Source organism: Serratia ureilytica, assembly GCF_013375155.1.
GTDB lineage: Bacteria > Pseudomonadota > Gammaproteobacteria > Enterobacterales > Enterobacteriaceae > Serratia > Serratia ureilytica.
Window position 1 is genome coordinate 75,668 of record NZ_JABXOF010000012.1, and the last position, 15,317, is coordinate 90,984.

16 protein-coding genes are annotated in these 15,317 nt (G+C 60.8%); 6 read left to right on the forward strand and 10 right to left on the reverse strand.

Annotated features, from left to right (window positions below):
• Nucleotides 1-244: 244 nt before the first annotated feature.
• Nucleotides 245-1,159 carry a DMT family transporter gene (locus HWW83_RS21010; RefSeq protein ID WP_046688555.1) on the forward strand — a complete coding sequence of 305 codons (915 nt, stop codon included), beginning with the start codon at nt 245-247 and terminating at the stop codon, nt 1,157-1,159.
• On the opposite strand, the gene pdxR is transcribed toward HWW83_RS21010, so the two are convergent.
• From pdxR to HWW83_RS21055, 9 genes are all read right to left on the reverse strand, one after another.
• Nucleotides 1,156-2,649: a MocR-like pyridoxine biosynthesis transcription factor PdxR gene (gene pdxR, locus HWW83_RS21015; protein ID WP_176589531.1), complete on the reverse strand. Its 1,494-nt coding sequence runs from the start codon at nt 2,647-2,649 to the stop codon at nt 1,156-1,158. The genes HWW83_RS21010 and pdxR overlap by 4 nt on opposite strands.
• A 79-nt stretch (nt 2,650-2,728) precedes the next feature.
• Nucleotides 2,729-3,352, reverse strand: coding sequence for a LuxR C-terminal-related transcriptional regulator (locus HWW83_RS21020; protein WP_033645336.1), 624 nt, complete (start codon nt 3,350-3,352; stop codon nt 2,729-2,731).
• A 109-nt stretch (nt 3,353-3,461) separates the two neighbouring features.
• Complete coding sequence (locus HWW83_RS21025) at nt 3,462-4,001, reverse strand: fimbrial protein (RefSeq protein WP_046687944.1); 540 nt, start codon at nt 3,999-4,001, stop codon at nt 3,462-3,464.
• A gap of 18 nt (nt 4,002-4,019) precedes the next feature.
• The gene (locus HWW83_RS21030) at nt 4,020-5,024 is read right to left on the reverse strand and encodes a fimbrial protein (protein WP_033645334.1); all 1,005 of its coding nucleotides are present in this window, start codon (nt 5,022-5,024) and stop codon (nt 4,020-4,022) included.
• A 14-nt stretch (nt 5,025-5,038) separates the two neighbouring features.
• Entirely contained in the window at nt 5,039-5,650 is a 612-nt protein-coding gene (locus tag HWW83_RS21035; RefSeq protein WP_033645333.1) for a fimbrial protein, read from the reverse strand.
• A gap of 11 nt (nt 5,651-5,661) precedes the next feature.
• A complete protein-coding gene (locus HWW83_RS21040; RefSeq protein ID WP_176589532.1) occupies nt 5,662-6,408 on the reverse strand; it encodes a fimbrial biogenesis chaperone in 747 nt (248 codons plus the stop codon).
• 24 nt (nt 6,409-6,432) lie between these two features.
• On the reverse strand, nt 6,433-8,934 hold the full coding sequence (locus HWW83_RS21045) for a fimbria/pilus outer membrane usher protein (RefSeq protein WP_033645331.1): 2,502 nt from the start codon (nt 8,932-8,934) through the stop codon (nt 6,433-6,435).
• A 71-nt stretch (nt 8,935-9,005) separates the two neighbouring features.
• Complete coding sequence (locus HWW83_RS21050) at nt 9,006-9,557, reverse strand: fimbrial protein (RefSeq protein WP_033645330.1); 552 nt, start codon at nt 9,555-9,557, stop codon at nt 9,006-9,008.
• Between the two features lie 91 nt (nt 9,558-9,648).
• A complete protein-coding gene (locus HWW83_RS21055) occupies nt 9,649-10,179 on the reverse strand; it encodes a fimbrial protein (protein ID WP_033645329.1) in 531 nt (176 codons plus the stop codon).
• A gap of 757 nt (nt 10,180-10,936) precedes the next feature.
• Between HWW83_RS21055 and HWW83_RS21060 the strand changes: the two genes are divergently transcribed.
• The 5 genes from HWW83_RS21060 to fetB all read left to right on the forward strand — a co-directional run bounded on the left by HWW83_RS21060 (nt 10,937) and on the right by fetB (nt 14,441).
• Nucleotides 10,937-11,350, forward strand: coding sequence for a YuaE family lipoprotein (locus tag HWW83_RS21060; protein ID WP_033645328.1), 414 nt, complete (start codon nt 10,937-10,939; stop codon nt 11,348-11,350).
• Between the two features lie 29 nt (nt 11,351-11,379).
• Entirely contained in the window at nt 11,380-12,489 is a 1,110-nt protein-coding gene (locus tag HWW83_RS21065) for an FKBP-type peptidyl-prolyl cis-trans isomerase N-terminal domain-containing protein (RefSeq protein ID WP_232095462.1), read from the forward strand.
• A gap of 37 nt (nt 12,490-12,526) precedes the next feature.
• Nucleotides 12,527-12,814 carry a FaeA/PapI family transcriptional regulator gene (locus HWW83_RS21070; protein ID WP_033645326.1) on the forward strand — a complete coding sequence of 96 codons (288 nt, stop codon included), beginning with the start codon at nt 12,527-12,529 and terminating at the stop codon, nt 12,812-12,814.
• Nucleotides 12,815-13,003: 189 nt separating this feature from the next.
• Nucleotides 13,004-13,681: an iron efflux ABC transporter ATP-binding subunit FetA gene (gene fetA, locus HWW83_RS21075; protein ID WP_046687942.1), complete on the forward strand. Its 678-nt coding sequence runs from the start codon at nt 13,004-13,006 to the stop codon at nt 13,679-13,681.
• Nucleotides 13,668-14,441 (forward strand): iron efflux ABC transporter permease subunit FetB, encoded by a 774-nt coding sequence (gene fetB, locus HWW83_RS21080; protein ID WP_033645324.1) that lies wholly within the window; start codon nt 13,668-13,670, stop codon nt 14,439-14,441. The genes fetA and fetB overlap by 14 nt, the downstream gene beginning before the upstream one ends.
• 36 nt (nt 14,442-14,477) lie before the next feature.
• Here fetB and HWW83_RS21085 read toward each other — a convergent pair whose 3' ends face one another.
• Nucleotides 14,478-15,314 carry a TIM barrel protein gene (locus HWW83_RS21085; protein WP_163966863.1) on the reverse strand — a complete coding sequence of 279 codons (837 nt, stop codon included), beginning with the start codon at nt 15,312-15,314 and terminating at the stop codon, nt 14,478-14,480.
• Between the last annotated feature and the right edge of the window lie 3 nt (nt 15,315-15,317).

Sequence of the window (15,317 nt, forward strand, 5' to 3'; positions counted from 1 at the left end):
GCCGGCGATGCCGCCAAACGGCCAAGGACAGCCCGAAAAACGCCCTTCTTTGGCGTTAGCGGCGCACTTTGGCAACCGGCACAGTGAAAATCTCGCTATCTGGACCTGTCTGTGAACCGCTTTATCTGAAAAATAGAACGCAGCCCCGGCAAGCGACGCCGGGGAACGATGTTCTCTTTCACTATGACCTCGCCTCGCGGGTTGCCGATTTCGGTATGCCTCAGGCGTGCGGAGCATTCGCATGATGGACAGTCAGTCTGAAAAAACGCTTGTTGTTACCCCTGCTCATCCCGCCGTCGGGCATTCGGCTCAGGGCTGGATGAACGGTTTCCTCGGCATGATTATCTTCAGCGGCTCGTTGCCCGCCACCCGGGTGGCGGTGCTGGAGCTCGATCCGCTGTTTCTGACGGCGATCAGGGCGGCGATCGCCGCTTTGCTGGCCCTGTGCGCGCTGCGGATCACTCGCCAGGCGCGGCCGACGCGGGCCGATTTGCCGCCGTTGCTGTTTGTAGCGCTCGGCGTGGTCATCGGTTTTCCGCTGCTGACGGCGCTGGCGCTGCAGCACACCACCTCGGCGCATTCGCTGGTGTATATCGGCCTGCTGCCGCTGGCGACCGCCGGTTTTGGCGTCTTGCGCGGCGGTGAGCGCCCCAAGCCCGCTTTTTGGGCTTTTTCGGGCATTGGCGCCGCGCTGGTGGGGGCGTTCGCGCTGAGCCAGGGGAGCGGCGGCGCCTGGCAGGGAGATGCGCTGATGGTCGGCGCGGTGCTGCTGTGCGGTTTGGGTTATGCCGAAGGCGCGGTGCTGTCGCGCCGGATCGGCGGCTGGCAGGTGATCTCCTGGGCGCTGGTGGCGGCGTTGCCGTTGACGCTGGCGGCCGCATGGTGGGCGGCGCCGGCCGCTTGGCCCGTCGTCAGCGGCGCCGCCTGGCTGTCGCTGGCTTACGTCTCGGTGTTCAGCATGTGGATCGGCTTTATCTTCTGGTATCGCGGCCTGGCGCAGGGCGGCATCGCCGCCGTCGGGCAATTGCAGCTGCTGCAGCCGTTCTTCGGCCTGGCGCTGGCGGGCTGGCTGCTGCAGGAAACCGTCCAGCCGATGATGATCGCCGTGATGGCCGGCGTGGTGGCTTGCGTGTTCGGCGCCAAGCGCTTTTCTCGCTAGGCCCCGTTGCGGGCGCAGGCGCGGATCACCTCGCCGAGTCGTTCCACCGCCTGCTGCACCTGGCGGTCATCGTAACCGCCCAACCCCAGCACCAGACCCGGCTCACCGTGGCCGGGCGCATACATCGGCGATACCGCCCGCAGCGCCAATCCGGCTTCGTTGGCCTGCTGGGCGACCTGCACGTCGTCGAGATCTTTCCTCAGCCACAGCACCATGTGCATGCCCTGATCGCAGGGCTGCACCCTCCCCAATTCGGCCGGGATGCGCGCGTTGATCGTCTCGATCAGCACCCGGCGTTTCTCGGCGTAGACGCCGCGCATTTTGCGGATATGCCGGTCGAGATACCCTTCGGCGATAAAGGCGGCCAGTACGTGTTGATCTGCGCTGGGTGGGTGACGATCCATCAGGATCCGGGCGCCGCAAAAGGCGTCGACCAGCGGCGGCGGCACGATGGCGTAACCCAATCGCAGCGAAGGGAACAGCACCTTGCTGAAGGTGCCGAGATAGAGCGTCCGCTCGGGCGCCAACCCTTGCAGCGAAGGGAACGGGTGGCCGGCGTAGCGCATCTCGCTGTCGTAATCGTCTTCCACGATCCAGGCCTGCCGTTCTTTGGCCCAGGCCAGCAGGGCGCTTCTTTTCGCCATGCTCATCGGCATGCCCAGCGGATATTGATGCGACGGCGTGACAAAAGCGGCGCGGGCGTCGGCGGCCAGGCGCACGCCGGCGGCGACGTCGATGCCGTCGTCGGCGACGGGCACCCTGATCATGTGCCGATCGCGAAACAGGCTGTTAAAAAGGGCGGTGATGCCGGCGTAGGCGGGATCCTCGACCCAGGCGCTGTCGCCGGCGTCCAACAGGATCTGCGCGGCCAGATACAGTCCCTGCTGGGTGCCGGCGGTGATGAGGATTTGCTGCGGCGTGCAGTTTACCGAGCGGGAACGGCGCACATAATCGCAGATGGCTTCGCGCAGCGGCAGGGCGCCCAACGGATCGCCATAGCCGGATGGGGCGCCGGGGCCGCGCGCCCGGATGCGGTTGCCGAGCCGCCGCCAGATATCGTCGGGCGCGGTATCGCCGATCGGGACCGACACGGTGAATGGCACCGACGGCAGCGCCCGCGCCTGGGCGGCAAAACGCGCCAGATGCTGCGCCTGTGAAGAAAGCGGCACGGCTGTGGCCGGAGCGGTTTGCACCGTGGCGTGCGGCGTGCGGCGCGGCGCCTGATAGTGGGCGACCCGGGTGCCGGAGCCGGGCTGCGGTTCAAGAAAGCCTTCCGCCGTCAGTTGAGCAAACGCCTCCAATACCGTGCCGCGCGCCAGATTCAGCGCCGCCGACAGCCGGCGCGTCGAAGGCAGCAGATCGCCCGCTTTCAGATCGCCTTTGTGGATGGCCCGGCGCAGTGCCTGCGCCAGTTGGTGGCTTAGCTGCCCCGCCTGGCGGTCAATCTCGCCGAGGGCGGGGACGTCAACGACTTGGGCTGTTCTGGGCATGCATTCCGGCTCGCTGTGCAGTGCAAAAATGAGTATTCAGAGTAAACCACTCTGTCGGCACTCGCGAGTCCGTTGTCAGTCAACTCAACCCGCGCTGATTCAGCAGCACCTTATTCAGCTCGCTGTTTTTACGCACGTTGAGCTTGCGCATCGCCGAACGCTTATGGGCGCTGATGGTTTTCTGGCTGCGCTGCAGCAGGCCGGCGATGCTGCAGGCGGACATGCCGCTGCTCATCAAACCCAGCACCTTTTTCTCGCAGTGGCTGAGCGCGGCGATGCGGCAAGCCTGGCATTTCCACTGGCCGGCGGCGTGCAGCGCCACCCACGGATGCAGGATGAACTTTTCCAACGCCATCTGCAGCTTGAGGCGAATGGCGTAGGCCGAATCGCGCCGATGGATGCTGAACAGCGGCGGCAGGTTTTTCACCTGTTGCTGGGTCGCGTCGTCGAGGATCAGCAGGGTCAGCTGCCGCTGGCGCGGAACGCCGTGAGGGCTTTGATAACAACAGGCGCAGCCCCAGCGCTCTTCCGGCGTGCGGAACACGATTTCGATGTTATCCAACGCCTGCAGCGCCAGCGGCGAGAACTGCGGGTACCGGCGGTGACATTCGTTCAGGGAGTGCAGATAGTCCTGCAGCAGCAGACGCAGCCCCTGCTGGTAGAAGTTATCGCTGTCGAACAGCGTGAAGCGAATATCTGGCATGGGTGACTCCTTAAAAAGCCGTGGCGCCGCGCCGGAGCAAACGGTGACGGCCCATCGCCGGCGTTCGCGCGCCGGTCGTTTTCCTGATTTCCCTGGGATGGTGCGGGGCTTATTGGTACGCCAGCACAAAATTGGCGATGGACGTGAATTCGCCTTCGGTAATGCTTTGGTTTTGAATCGCGCTGGGCCGCCCTTGCACGTAGGCGGTGAAGTTCAGGCTGTTGGGGCCGTTTTGCAGCGCGACGGCGCTGGTGGCCTTATTCAAATCGATGTCTGCGCCCTGATGATCGAACAGGGCGATGGCGGCGCCGTTCGCGCCGTTGTTGATCGCCAGCTTGCCCGGCAGCTCACCGTCTTCGGTGCCGCTGAAGGTCACGCTGACGGATTTGAACACCGTGGTCTTGCAGTCGGTCAGCTTGATGCTGAACGGCACCGGCGTGGTGTGGCCGTAGCGGTACAGGGTTTTGACGATCACCGTGCCCATCTCCACCAGCTGATCGGCGGACTGCGGTTCGATATTGCACGGCCGGCTCACCACGGTGCCGTGGAACTGCACCGGCGCGCCGATAAGCTCGGTGTTCGCCGCCGCCGGCATGGCGGCAAACCACCAGGACGCGCAGCTGAGCAGCGCTAAAGCGCGTAGACGCATTTTCCGTTCCTCCCTCGGTTACTGGAATGCCGCCACGATGGTGGCCGACGCGTTGAATTCCCCTTCGCCGATCTCCGCGCCGCCGTTGGCGAACGGCGCCGCCACCAGGTTCCAGGAGCCGCCGTTGCCGATGTTCGGCACCGGGTAAAACTCGTTCGGAATGACCAGCTGGCCGTTGTGCGTTAGCCGGATGCCGAGATCGTTCTTGTCGGTTTTGAACACCTCGTTGCTGAAGGAAGCGGCCGTGCCCGAGACCGCCAGCTTGATGTTCAGCGTGCCGTCCTCGAAGCTGCCGCCCTCGCACTGGAAACGCACCGGAATGCTTTGCGGGTAGTTTGAACCGTTGAGATCGCTGCCGCCGATTTCGCCGAACTCCACGTTGATCAGCTGGCCTTCGTTCACCACGCATTTATCCGGCACGTAAAGGATCGCGGACTGGATAAACACCTGCGCCATCGGATTGGGGCCGAAACCGCCGTCGGTTGAGCCGAGGCGGCCGAACATCTCGATGATCTGCCGATCGTTAATCTCGACGCCGTTGATGATCTTTTTGCGCACCCGGAAGGTGATGCGGCCTTTTGAACCGCTTTCATAGTTGTTGACCTGCACATAGGGCGGTGAGCAACTGTGATTGGGATACTCGTTGGATTCGTTGTAAAAAGGCACCGTGACATAGGCCTTCTTATTACCTGCAATCCACACTTCGGCTTTTAAATCCAGGAAGTCGTTCAACTGCAAGAAGCCGTTGCCGTAGTCAGAGGGGGGCAGCGCCGAATCCGACTTGTAAAAGTGCGGGCTTCGGGGGATCGGCGTATCGCAGTAGGCCTTGCCGGTATAGGTACCGCCTAATGAATAGGGAAACTGTTTGGTGAACCCCACCTGGTTGGTGATGTTGCTTTGATTCAGATCGATATAGAACTGTTTGGGGCCGCCGTCCGGCGTGACGTAGCCGTTGGCCCAGGCGGCGGGGGCCGCCAGCGCGATCGCCAGCGGCAGGCAGAGTTTGGTCAGTTGTGTTTTCATCGCGTTCTCGAGCCTCACAGGTAAATCACCTGAATGTGCGCCACGGCGGCGAACCCGGCCGCCATCACCGCCCGCTGGGTGGATTCCACGCTGGCGCTGAACCACAGGGTGTTGCTACCGGGTTGCAGAATGTAAGGGCGGCTGCGTTGATTCAGCTCCAGCGCCTGGCCTTGTTGGTCTTGCAGCCGCAGGCCGATGCCCTGCACGCCGCCGTTCAGCTTCAGCAGCGATGGGTTGTCGACATCGCTTTCGCCGAGAAACACCAGCGTGGCGGCCTGCTCTCCCTGCAGGTAGAGGCGGCCGGCGTCGCCGTTGCGCGGGCCGGCCGGGTTATCCGCCAGCGCGCGCGCGCCCAGCAGGCAGTTGCGGAACGAGAGGCGAAAACGCACCGGCGCGCTGCGATCGCCGGCGTTGCGGAAGTCGCGTGCGCTGACGTCGCCCAGATCGACGGATTGATCCCGGCTGTCCGGCGTCAGGCTGCAGGGGGAGCTGAGCAGGCCGCCGTGAAAGCTGACGGTGCCGGTGGTGCCTTCGATCACGCCCAGCGGCGTTGCCGCCATCGCGCCGCCGCCGCACAGCAGTGCGCCGAGCAGCAGCGGGCGCAGTCGATCGGTGAATTCAGCCATGCTGGACCTCCTTATTTTTTCTCGGGCACGGCGGTGCAAACGCCGCCATTGCAGACGAAGCGCAGCTCAGGATGGCCGCCGTAGTCGTTGATGTAGGTGATGACGAAGCTGTTCATGCCGGTCTCTTGCAGCTTGAGGATTTCGCTGGATTTCGGCTTCAGCATCAGCGGCTGAAAACCGCCGATCGCGCCGCCGCCCTGTTTTTGCGTCTGCCGCGTCATGCCGGTCAGGGTGATGTAAAACGGCGTCGGGTTGTCGACGGTGATGGCGCCGCCGCTTTTACGGAACACCAGCTTTTCCTGCCACACCTGGCCCTTGGGCGCGACGATGGCTTTCGGCCGATAGAACAGTTTGATCTGCGTTTGCAGCGCCAGCTGCATCACGTTGGTTTTGGTGCTTTTCGGCGGAATTTCGCGCAGGTTGAAGTAGAACACCGACTCGCGATCCTGTGGCAGGCGATCCGCCTCCGGCGTCTTGGTGATGCGTACCACGCTGCGCTCGCTTGGTTCCACGCGCTGCAGCGGCGGCAGCACCACCAGCGGCGAGGTGATTTTCTGGTGCTGCTCGTTCTCAAGCCAGGATTGCGCCAGGAAGGGCAGCTCTTTGTTTTCGTTGACGATATTCAGGCTGATCGATTTGGCGTCGCTCACATAAACGGCGCGCGTGCGATCCAGCGATATCGCCGCGTCGGCGGTGGGCAGTACGGCGCTCAGGGCCAGGCCGGCGGCGGTCAGTAGCGTTATCGGGTGTTTGTTCATGTCATCATTTCTCAGCGTTACGGATTACAGAGTGGCGCACGGCAGCAGCAGCTGGTCCAGCGGCTTGGCGGCGCCCGGGATCACGATGCGGCAGCGGCGTTGGCCTTCCCAGGCGACGTCCAGTTTTTCCTCCGGCTGCACGCCGGTCAGGTAAACCGAGCCGCCGTCGTTGACCACCGCGACCTCGCGGCCTTTCTCGCTCAGCACCGCGGCGCCGAACGGCGGTTCGCTGCCGTCCGCGAGGCGAATGGTGGCCAACAGCTTGCTGCCTTTCACCACCTCGAAGTGGCGGTAACCGATGGCGCCTTCGGTCAGCGTGCCTTGCACCACGGCGCGAGTGGCCTCGACGTCGTCCGCCAGCTTGTTGACGTCGATGCGGGTGTCGGTGTTGTAGTAGCTGGTGATGTCGGAAATCACCGCCAGCCCGAAACGGTTGCTGTAGGCGCGGCCGTTGTTGATCGGCACACCGGCGATGCCGTCGGTGTCGAGCATCATGCGGCTGCCGCCGTTGCTCGAGTTCTGATGCGCCGCGATGCCGTGCCGGGTCGCAGTGAGGCCGCCGCGGAACGAGCCACCGATCGACGAGTAGCTGTCCTGCTGGTAAGAGGCGCTGGCGTTCAGCGAGCCAAACGAGGCGTTGTGGGTGTAGTACCCGCGCGCCAGCGATTTGCCGGACTGATTAAAGCCGCCGCTGACCTGCCAGGTATTGTCCGGATCGCTGTAGTCGTTGTACGACGCGGTCTGCGTGACATCGCCGTTGTTGGTTTGCAGCGCATAACCGACGCGCCGACGGTCGCCGATCGGCACGGTGAAGTTGAGCATCACGCTGTCGTCGGTGCGGCCCTGGTAATAGGTGCGGTAAGCCGACAGCGAGGCGGTGATGTTGCTGATATCGCCGACGCTGAACAGCTTGCTGGCCGACAGCCCGTAACGGTCCTGGGTTCGCGCATCCCAATAGGTCTGGTGCGAGTAGGTCAGGTAGGCGGTGATCGCCTTGGCGCTGTCTTCCGCCATAAAGGTTTTGCTGGCGGTGATGGTATACAGCTCTTTCTGGCGGCCGTTGTAATTCTTGTCGTAATCGCCGTAACGCTCCTGCAGGTACTGCGACATGTTCATGAACTTGCGCTGCGAGAAGCGGTAGCCGGCGAAGGTGATCTGGCTGTTCAGCTCATCGAACCGTTTGGCGTAGTTGAGCTTGAACGACATGCCGCTGGCGGTCGGCTCGCCGGGCAGACGGGCGATCGACTGGGTGACGTCCAGCGACATGGCGCCGAACACGTTCAGATCGCGGCCGAGGCCGAGCGCCCAGGCGTTATAGTCGCCGCCGAGCAGCGCCCCGCCATACAGCGACCAGGCGTTGCTCAGCCCCCAGGAGAAGTCGCTGGCGGAAAACAGCGGGCCCTGGGTGCGGTGGTCGTAGGCCGAGGTTTTGCCGAGCGCCACGTTGTAGCGCACGTAGCCCGGGCGGGTCAGGTACGGAATGGTGGCGGTATCCACCTGGAAGGTCGAGACGGTGCCGTCCTGCTCTTCCACCTTGACGTCCAGCTTGCCGCGCACCGAGCTGTTGAGATCCTGAATGGCGAACGGCCCGGCGGGCACGGTGGTTTCGTACAGCGTGCGGCCTTCCTGCGAGACGGTGATCTTGGCGTTGCTCTTGGCGATGCCGCGCACTTCCGGCGCGTAGCCCTGCAGGTTCGGCGGCAGCATGCGCTCGTCGCTGGCCAGATTGAGGCCGGTGAAGCGATAGGCGTCGAACACCCCGGAGTCGAGATAAATCTCACCCAGCGTCAGCTTGGCGGCCTGCATCGGCAGCGCGCGGTAGGCGTAGATCTGGTTCCAGTCGAAGCCGGTGCTGCGATCGCCGGCCTGCTGATTGTAATTGGCCTGGTAGTCCGCGCGCAGGCGCCAGGGGCCCAGGTTGGCGCCCAGCGTGCCGTAGCTGCTCAGGTTCTGGGCGGTGTTGTTGTTGTGATTCTGCTTGCCTAACTGGCCGCTCAGGTTGTAGTCCAGCAGCAGGCCGGGAATGCCGTCGTCCCACTGCTCGGGCGGCGTCCAGTCGGGATCGGAGTATTTCATCCACGCCTGCGGGATGGTGATCGCCAGCACGCCGCCGCCGATGCGATCGGAGACGGTCGCGCCTTTGATGCCGCGAATGTCGGCGCACTGGTTGTCGTGCCACAGGGTGACTTTTTTGGCCGCTTCTTCTTTCAGCGCCATTTTTTCCACCAGATCAGGCGGCAGGCACACCTGGCTGCCGCTCTTGTTATCCGGCGACGGGAAATACTGAATGCTGCGCTGGGGCAGCGTTTTCTGGTTGATCTTGATGTCCAGCAAATAAGCGCCGGGCATGACGTAGTCGGCATCGGAGAAACGCGAAAGATCCACTTTGCTGCGCTCGCCGATATCCAGGACGTCGGTATTGAATTCCGTGGCGGAAAATGCCGGACGCACCCAGAGGAAAGATAGAATGACGAGAAGAGGTAGGTGTTTCCGTGTCAGTAATGACGTCATAGCATAATCACTCATGGCAAGTCCGCGCCCAATAGCAGGTCATCCGTGCGACCTGAATACGTAATGCTGTGCAGCGCCCGCCGGCGCTAGAGATAAGACAGGGTGAATTTGGCCAGAGAGCTGAAGCCGCCCGCCCGCGCCTTATCGGGATGCAGGCGCAACTGCGCGCCAAAACGCAGCGTGTTGTCGCCGGCGACGATCTGGTAATCCGCCGTCGTGCTGCCGAGCGGGATCGGGGTGCCGGCATCGGTCAACAGTTCGATAGCCACGCCCTGCGCCTCGCCGTAAACGCCCAGCAGGGAAGGATCCCGGCTGTCGGCGGTGCCGTCGAAGGTGACGTTGGCTGCGCGATAGATGAAGTCAGGCTTCACCTGGCTGGCCAGTTCGCAGTTCACCAGTTTGATCGTGAAATGACGGCGGCTGCCGATCAGCACCGATTGCCCGTCCTGCGAGGCATCGGTCATGGAGATCAGACCGAAATCGACGGTTTGATCCAGGCTGTCGCTGGCGATGCCGCACGGCGTTTCAACGATGGTGCCGCCCAGGCTGACTTTGCCGTGGCCCTGATTTTTCACTGCCGCCGCCGCGCTGCCTACGCTGAGCGCGATGAGCAACAGGCCGCAAAGGCGGATAGTCATGCTGGCGTCTCCCTGTCTTGCCCTGTTCCCTTGCCGCTCTCGTCGGCATGCAATCAAGCGGGGGATGCCCTGAGACATCCCCTGTGGGGTATTACAGGTAAGCCAGGGTGAAGTTGGCCACGCTGGTGAAGTCGCCCGGCACCACGGCGGCGGAGGCGCTGCTGCCCTGCAGGTAAGCGGCGAATTTCAGCGAGTTGTCGCCGTTGTTCAGGCCCTGACCGTCGGTCGCCGTGCCCAGTTCCACTTCCTTGGAGTGCAGGTTGTCGTAGATCACGATGCCGGCGCCGGTTGCCGTGCCGCTCAGGGCCAGCAGTTTGTTGTTGACCGGATCAGGCGTGCCGGTAAAGGTCACCTTGACGTTTTTCATGGTGGAGATGGAGCAATCTTTCAGTTCGATGTTGAAAGGTTGCATGCTGGATTTACCCTGGTTAGCCAGGATGCGGCTGCTGATCTGGCCCATTGGTACGGTTTGGTCAACGGATTCCGGCGCGACGCTGCATGGCGCATCGATAATTTCGCCGGTAAAGGTGACTTTACCGCTGCCCTGATTAGATGCGGCGTGAGCAACAGATGCAGAAGCGAAAGCAATCACGGTTGCCAGCATTAATTTATTCAGTTTCATTTCTCAGGTTCCTGTAGAGAGTTTTTAAATAAAAAGAACAGCACATCTAAATCCCCCGCAGCGGCGGCAACGTCATGTCGCCGGCCGTACGGTTGGAGCCAGATCCTTTTGCTCTGGGCAATACGCCAACATCCGTTATTTATGAGAAATAACGAGATTGGGAAAATCGACAATGGATTTTCTGGTAAATAAAATACGAGTTTTACGTGTGGCGTGTTGCTGGGAATATTCTTGCAAATAATAGTATTGCTTGGAAATAGATTTTATTAAATTAAGTCAAATTCAGAATATAAAACCAAAAGGAAAAAGAAATATATTTGCTTTAAAACCAATAGATCGTATACAAATATTATCCAGTATAAATCACTATATAAATAACGATATGCGAGATATTAGATCGGGGGAAATAGGCTGATACCTACAATTCGCCATATTGTTTTGCTAATATCGCCCTGAGGCAGCAGATGATGAATTTCCCTTTAGAAACAAAATATAAAACATAATCTATTGTTTTTATTGTTGTTTCGTGGTTTTCTTCTCCTAAGGGATTGGTTTTTTTATTCGTGTTTAGCCCGCGTTTAGGTCTAATTCATTAACAATTAAATAACAATGTCATCGGTAGTGAATTATTCTATCGCACTGCGGTATAGGGATTTTTCACTGCCTAACCCATTTTGATTAATCAAATTAAGGCATGTGCTGTTGCCGTTCGCCACATAATGATGACCTAAGTGACAATTAAAGGATTATAAACGGAATGATAACGATGATTAATGCTTGCGGCGGCCGCCGCACGGTAGTTTCTGCTATATTTTTACTGTCTGTCATGTCGCTGTCAGGCTGCGTGGGCGGTAGCAAGACAAACCTGAATTCCGTGAAAAAAATTTCACAGAACAATCCTAATGATAAATCCGATGAACAACGTATCGCGCTTTGCCAGCAACGGGTTAACTCATTAAAAAATATTAATCCGCAGAGTTACCAAAAACGCATTGCCTATTTTAACGGTCTGCTTTCCAACGCTTCCGGATATGCCGGCGTGCGCGGCAATGTGGATGAAAGCACCCGTAAAGCGATTGATGCTCTTTATCAATATAAAACCGAGAAATTCTGCGCCGACGTTGAACATGAGCTGATGTCCGATCTGTCCAACCGGGTCGAGAATCTGTAGCCATGAAGCGATGCGCGCAAAGATGGGCGATGGGGCTTTGGCTGTTGGCGCTGAGCGGCGCCGTTTGCGCCGCTGACGACGGCATTCCCGCCCTGTTGAAATTTGCCGAACAGCGGCAGGCTCCGCCGGCCGCGCTCAAGGAGGAAACCGCGCGTAAACCGGCGCCCGCACCGGCCGCCAAACCGGCCGCCGTCGCGGGGGCAGACGGCGCTCGTTTAACTTCTCTGAAGCACTCTGTACAACAGCAGGCGGAGAAAATCCGTCAGCTGGAGCGCCAGTTGGCGGCGGCTCAGGCCGCCGCGGCGCCGAAAAGCGAGCGGACCGATGTCGATATTCGGCCACTGGCCGATGCCCTGAAGGCGTTGCGGCAGGCCGTTGCGCCGTTGCCTGAGGTCACCGCGCTGGCCGCTTCGCTCACGCGGGCCGAACAGCGCAGCGCAAGCTTGACGGCGCAGTTGGCACAGCAACGACAGCGGGTAGACACCTTGCTGGCTGAGCGGCGGCAGGCGGCTGAGGCCCCGGTGCTGGCCAGCGAGGCGGACAAGCAGGCGTATGCCGCCGGCGTATCGCTGGGGCGCGATATTTTGCATCTGCAACAGGAGAACCGGCGTGCGGGACTGGAGGCGGATCGGCGGCTTTTGCTGGCGGGCATCGCCGATACCCTGGCCGGGCGGTTGCGGCTGGATGAGGCCGCCATCGACAGCGCGCTGCGCACGGCGCAGCAACGTTTGCAGCAGACGCAACAGACACAGGCTCCCCCTCCGGACGGCAAGGCCTATCTGGCCGATTTCGCCCGCCAGGAGGGAGTCAAGCAAGATGCGCTCGGTTTCTACTACCGGGTGGACTATGACGGCAGCGGTGCGATCGGCGCCGACGATCGGGTGGATATCGTGGTGCGCGAAAGCCTGACCGACGGCCGGGTGATCAAAGACATGGAGCTGGCGGGTACGGTGATCTCGCAGCCATTGACGCGCTATCCGCCGCTGTTTCGCGCGGCTATCGAGAAGCTGCAGCGCCACGGCTCGATCACGCTGGTGGTGCCGCCGGCGCTGGCGTACGGCAAGCAGGGCAGCCCGCCGGCGATCCCTCCGGACGCCACCATGATTTATACCCTGCGCATTGCTGACGTGCAGTCGTGAGCGGGGAGCTCAGCAGTAACCACTCAGGAGGAATGCTATGGCCAAGGCGCCGAAAACGTTTGAAAGCAGAAAATCGCTGATGCTGAATGTGTTGCAAGGATTGTGCAGGGATCGTGTGGAAGGCTCCGGCGGCCATCATCCCCCGCCGGAGCAGTGGCCGAAGACCCGCGAGCTGGCTGATAAATGCGGTGAAAACATTTATACCACCCGCACCCTGCTGCTGGCGCTGGAAAAGGAGGGCAAGGTCCGCTGCACCCACCGCAGCATCAACAATTCTCTACGCTGGTACAGCTGCGACGAACAGGCAGCGATAAAAAAAGAGTGATTCGACCCTGACGGTCGCTTTTGACTATCTTACAGCTAAACATTAATTAATCTTATTATTTGGCGGGGCATTTCGCTCCGCCAATCCTCCTCTCCGCTTTCCGCCCTCCGCGCAGGCATTGCTAAGATGTTTTTTGCGACCATATACTTATCGCTCAGACGGGAACAGGTGTAGGGAGCCGGCATCGTAATGAAGGAAAAGAAAGACATACTGAGATTGGATGATATTCATTATCAAATAGACCGCCAGGTGATCCTGGACTCCGTCTCTTTCACGTTGGGTGAGGGCGAGTTCAAACTGATCACCGGGCCTTCCGGCTGCGGAAAAAGCACGCTGCTAAAAATCATCTCTTCCTTAATGAATCCGACCAGCGGAAGCCTCTATTTCGACGGCCAGGCGATCGACGAGATGTCGCCGGAGGCGTATCGCAAGCAGGTCTCTTATTGCTTCCAGACGCCGGCGCTGTTCGGTAATACGGTTTACGACAATCTGGCGCTGCCGTATCAGATCCGCCAGGAACCGCCGGCCGAGCGAAAAATGAAGGCCGATCTGGCGCGTTTCGGCCTGCCGGAGGCGATGCTGACGAAAAGCATCAATGAACTGTCCGGCGGGGAGAAGCAGCGCGTGTCCCTGATCCGCAACCTGCAGTTTATGCCCCGAGTGCTGTTGCTCGATGAGATCACCAGCGCGCTGGACGAGGAAAATAAGCGCAACGTCAACGAAATCGTGCATCAGCTGGTGGCGGAACACCGGCTGGCGGTGCTGTGGGTGACGCACGATACCGAAGAGATAGCGCATGCGGACGAGGTGATCACCCTGCGCGCGCACAGCGCCGAGCCACAGGAGCAACAGCATGAATCAGCATAATATCACCAACGAATCCTTGGGCTTGTCGATGGTGCTGGTGGTGGTCGCCATCCTGATCAGCCACCGGGAAAAGCTGGCGCTGGAAAAGGACATCATCTGGAGCATCTGCCGCGCGGTGGTGCAGCTGATCATCGTCGGCTACGTGCTGAAGTATATTTTCGACCTGGATAACGCCGTTCTCACCGTGTTGATGGTGCTGTTCATCTGCTTTAACGCGGCCTACAACGCCAAGAAACGCAGCAAGTACGTCGAACACGCGTTCGTGACGTCGTTTATCGCCATCACCACCGGCGCGGTGCTGACGCTGGCGGTGCTGGTGTTGACCGGCTCCATTGAATTTACGCCGATGCAGGTGATCCCCATCTCCGGGATGATCGCCGGTAACGCCATGGTGGCGGTGGGGCTGTGCTATACCAACCTCGGCCAGCGTTTCAAAAGCGAGCAGCAGAAGATTCAGGAGATGCTCAGCCTGGGGGCGACGCCCAAGTTCGCGTCGGCGGCGCTGATCCGCGACAGCATCCGCGCTTCGCTGATCCCGACCGTCGACTCGGCGAAAACCGTTGGGCTGGTCAGCCTGCCGGGCATGATGTCCGGGCTGATCTTCGCCGGCATCGATCCGGTGAAAGCGATCAAATATCAGATTATGGTGACCTTCATGCTGCTTTCCACCGCCAGCCTGTCGACCATCATCGCCTGCTATCTGGCCTACCGTAAGTTTTACAACGAGCGCCATCAGCTGGTGGTCGGCAACCTGAAGTAACGCCATGAAAAACGGCCTCCGCGGAGGCCGTTTTTTTTACCCTTGCAGCAGGGCGATGCTCTGGCGGATTTCCCGTTCGATATCCGCCCCGCTCCAGCGGTCCAGCTGTGAAGAGAACGGCTCGAAGGCATAGACGCCGGTGTAGCCCAGGCGTTCCAGGTTCTGCACCTGGCGGCGGCTCTCCAGCCGATCGCCCTCGCTCAGCATGATGCGCTCTTCGTCGCTCAGCGCGCTTTTATCCCGCCCGTCCTCCACGCCGGACAGATGCACCAGGCCGATCTGCGCCACCTGGATCTGCGCGTCGAAGTCGGCCTGCGCCACATCGCTCAGATAGTGGTGGAACGTATCGAGCACGATGCGGTACGGCGCGCCCGAGTCGCGGATGAGCGCCTGGGTCAGCAGCGACGATCGCAGCGAGCTGATGCCGAAGCCCAGCGGTTCGACGTATCCCTGTACGCCATAGCGGGCAAACAGCGGCGCCAGCAGCCGCAACGCCGCGAGGGTGTCGTCCCGTTTTTGCTGCTCGCTGCGCGTGTCGTCGGCGCTGCAGTGCGGGCATAGCACCAGCGCCCGGCTGCGGATGGCCTGCGCCTGCGCCAGCATCGCTTCGGCGCGCTGTTGCAGCGCCGCCGGGTCATCCATCAGATTGAACCTGCCGAGGGCGTTGATCGTGACGATCTCGATGCCGTATTGCGCGGCGAGCGCGTTGAGCTGCGCGTCGCTCAGATCGTCGGTCACCTTGCCGCTGGGCATGTCGTTGCGCAGCTCAACTTTGCTGAGCCCGCAGCGTTTCACCAGGCGGAAAAAATTGTCCAGATCGAGATTCGGCGCGATCTTGCGGTTAATGCAGAAGCGGTCCAGCGCAATGTTCATGGG

Excerpts from the sequence above, each read along its gene's own strand:
- HWW83_RS21010 (WP_046688555.1), top strand. The coding sequence starts at position 245 with ATGGACAGTCAGTCTGAAAAAACGCTTGTTGTTACCCCTGCTCATCCC.
- pdxR (WP_176589531.1), bottom strand. The coding sequence starts at position 2,649 with ATGCCCAGAACAGCCCAAGTCGTTGACGTCCCCGCCCTCGGCGAGATT.
- HWW83_RS21020 (WP_033645336.1), bottom strand. The coding sequence starts at position 3,352 with ATGCCAGATATTCGCTTCACGCTGTTCGACAGCGATAACTTCTACCAG.
- HWW83_RS21025 (WP_046687944.1), bottom strand. The coding sequence starts at position 4,001 with ATGCGTCTACGCGCTTTAGCGCTGCTCAGCTGCGCGTCCTGGTGGTTT.
- HWW83_RS21030 (WP_033645334.1), bottom strand. The coding sequence starts at position 5,024 with ATGAAAACACAACTGACCAAACTCTGCCTGCCGCTGGCGATCGCGCTG.
- HWW83_RS21035 (WP_033645333.1), bottom strand. The coding sequence starts at position 5,650 with ATGGCTGAATTCACCGATCGACTGCGCCCGCTGCTGCTCGGCGCACTG.
- HWW83_RS21040 (WP_176589532.1), bottom strand. The coding sequence starts at position 6,408 with ATGAACAAACACCCGATAACGCTACTGACCGCCGCCGGCCTGGCCCTG.
- HWW83_RS21045 (WP_033645331.1), bottom strand. The coding sequence starts at position 8,934 with ATGAGTGATTATGCTATGACGTCATTACTGACACGGAAACACCTACCT.
- HWW83_RS21050 (WP_033645330.1), bottom strand. The coding sequence starts at position 9,557 with ATGACTATCCGCCTTTGCGGCCTGTTGCTCATCGCGCTCAGCGTAGGC.
- HWW83_RS21055 (WP_033645329.1), bottom strand. The coding sequence starts at position 10,179 with ATGAAACTGAATAAATTAATGCTGGCAACCGTGATTGCTTTCGCTTCT.
- HWW83_RS21060 (WP_033645328.1), top strand. The coding sequence starts at position 10,937 with ATGATAACGATGATTAATGCTTGCGGCGGCCGCCGCACGGTAGTTTCT.
- HWW83_RS21065 (WP_232095462.1), top strand. The coding sequence starts at position 11,380 with ATGGGGCTTTGGCTGTTGGCGCTGAGCGGCGCCGTTTGCGCCGCTGAC.
- HWW83_RS21070 (WP_033645326.1), top strand. The coding sequence starts at position 12,527 with ATGGCCAAGGCGCCGAAAACGTTTGAAAGCAGAAAATCGCTGATGCTG.
- fetA (WP_046687942.1), top strand. The coding sequence starts at position 13,004 with ATGAAGGAAAAGAAAGACATACTGAGATTGGATGATATTCATTATCAA.
- fetB (WP_033645324.1), top strand. The coding sequence starts at position 13,668 with ATGAATCAGCATAATATCACCAACGAATCCTTGGGCTTGTCGATGGTG.
- HWW83_RS21085 (WP_163966863.1), bottom strand. The coding sequence starts at position 15,314 with ATGAACATTGCGCTGGACCGCTTCTGCATTAACCGCAAGATCGCGCCG.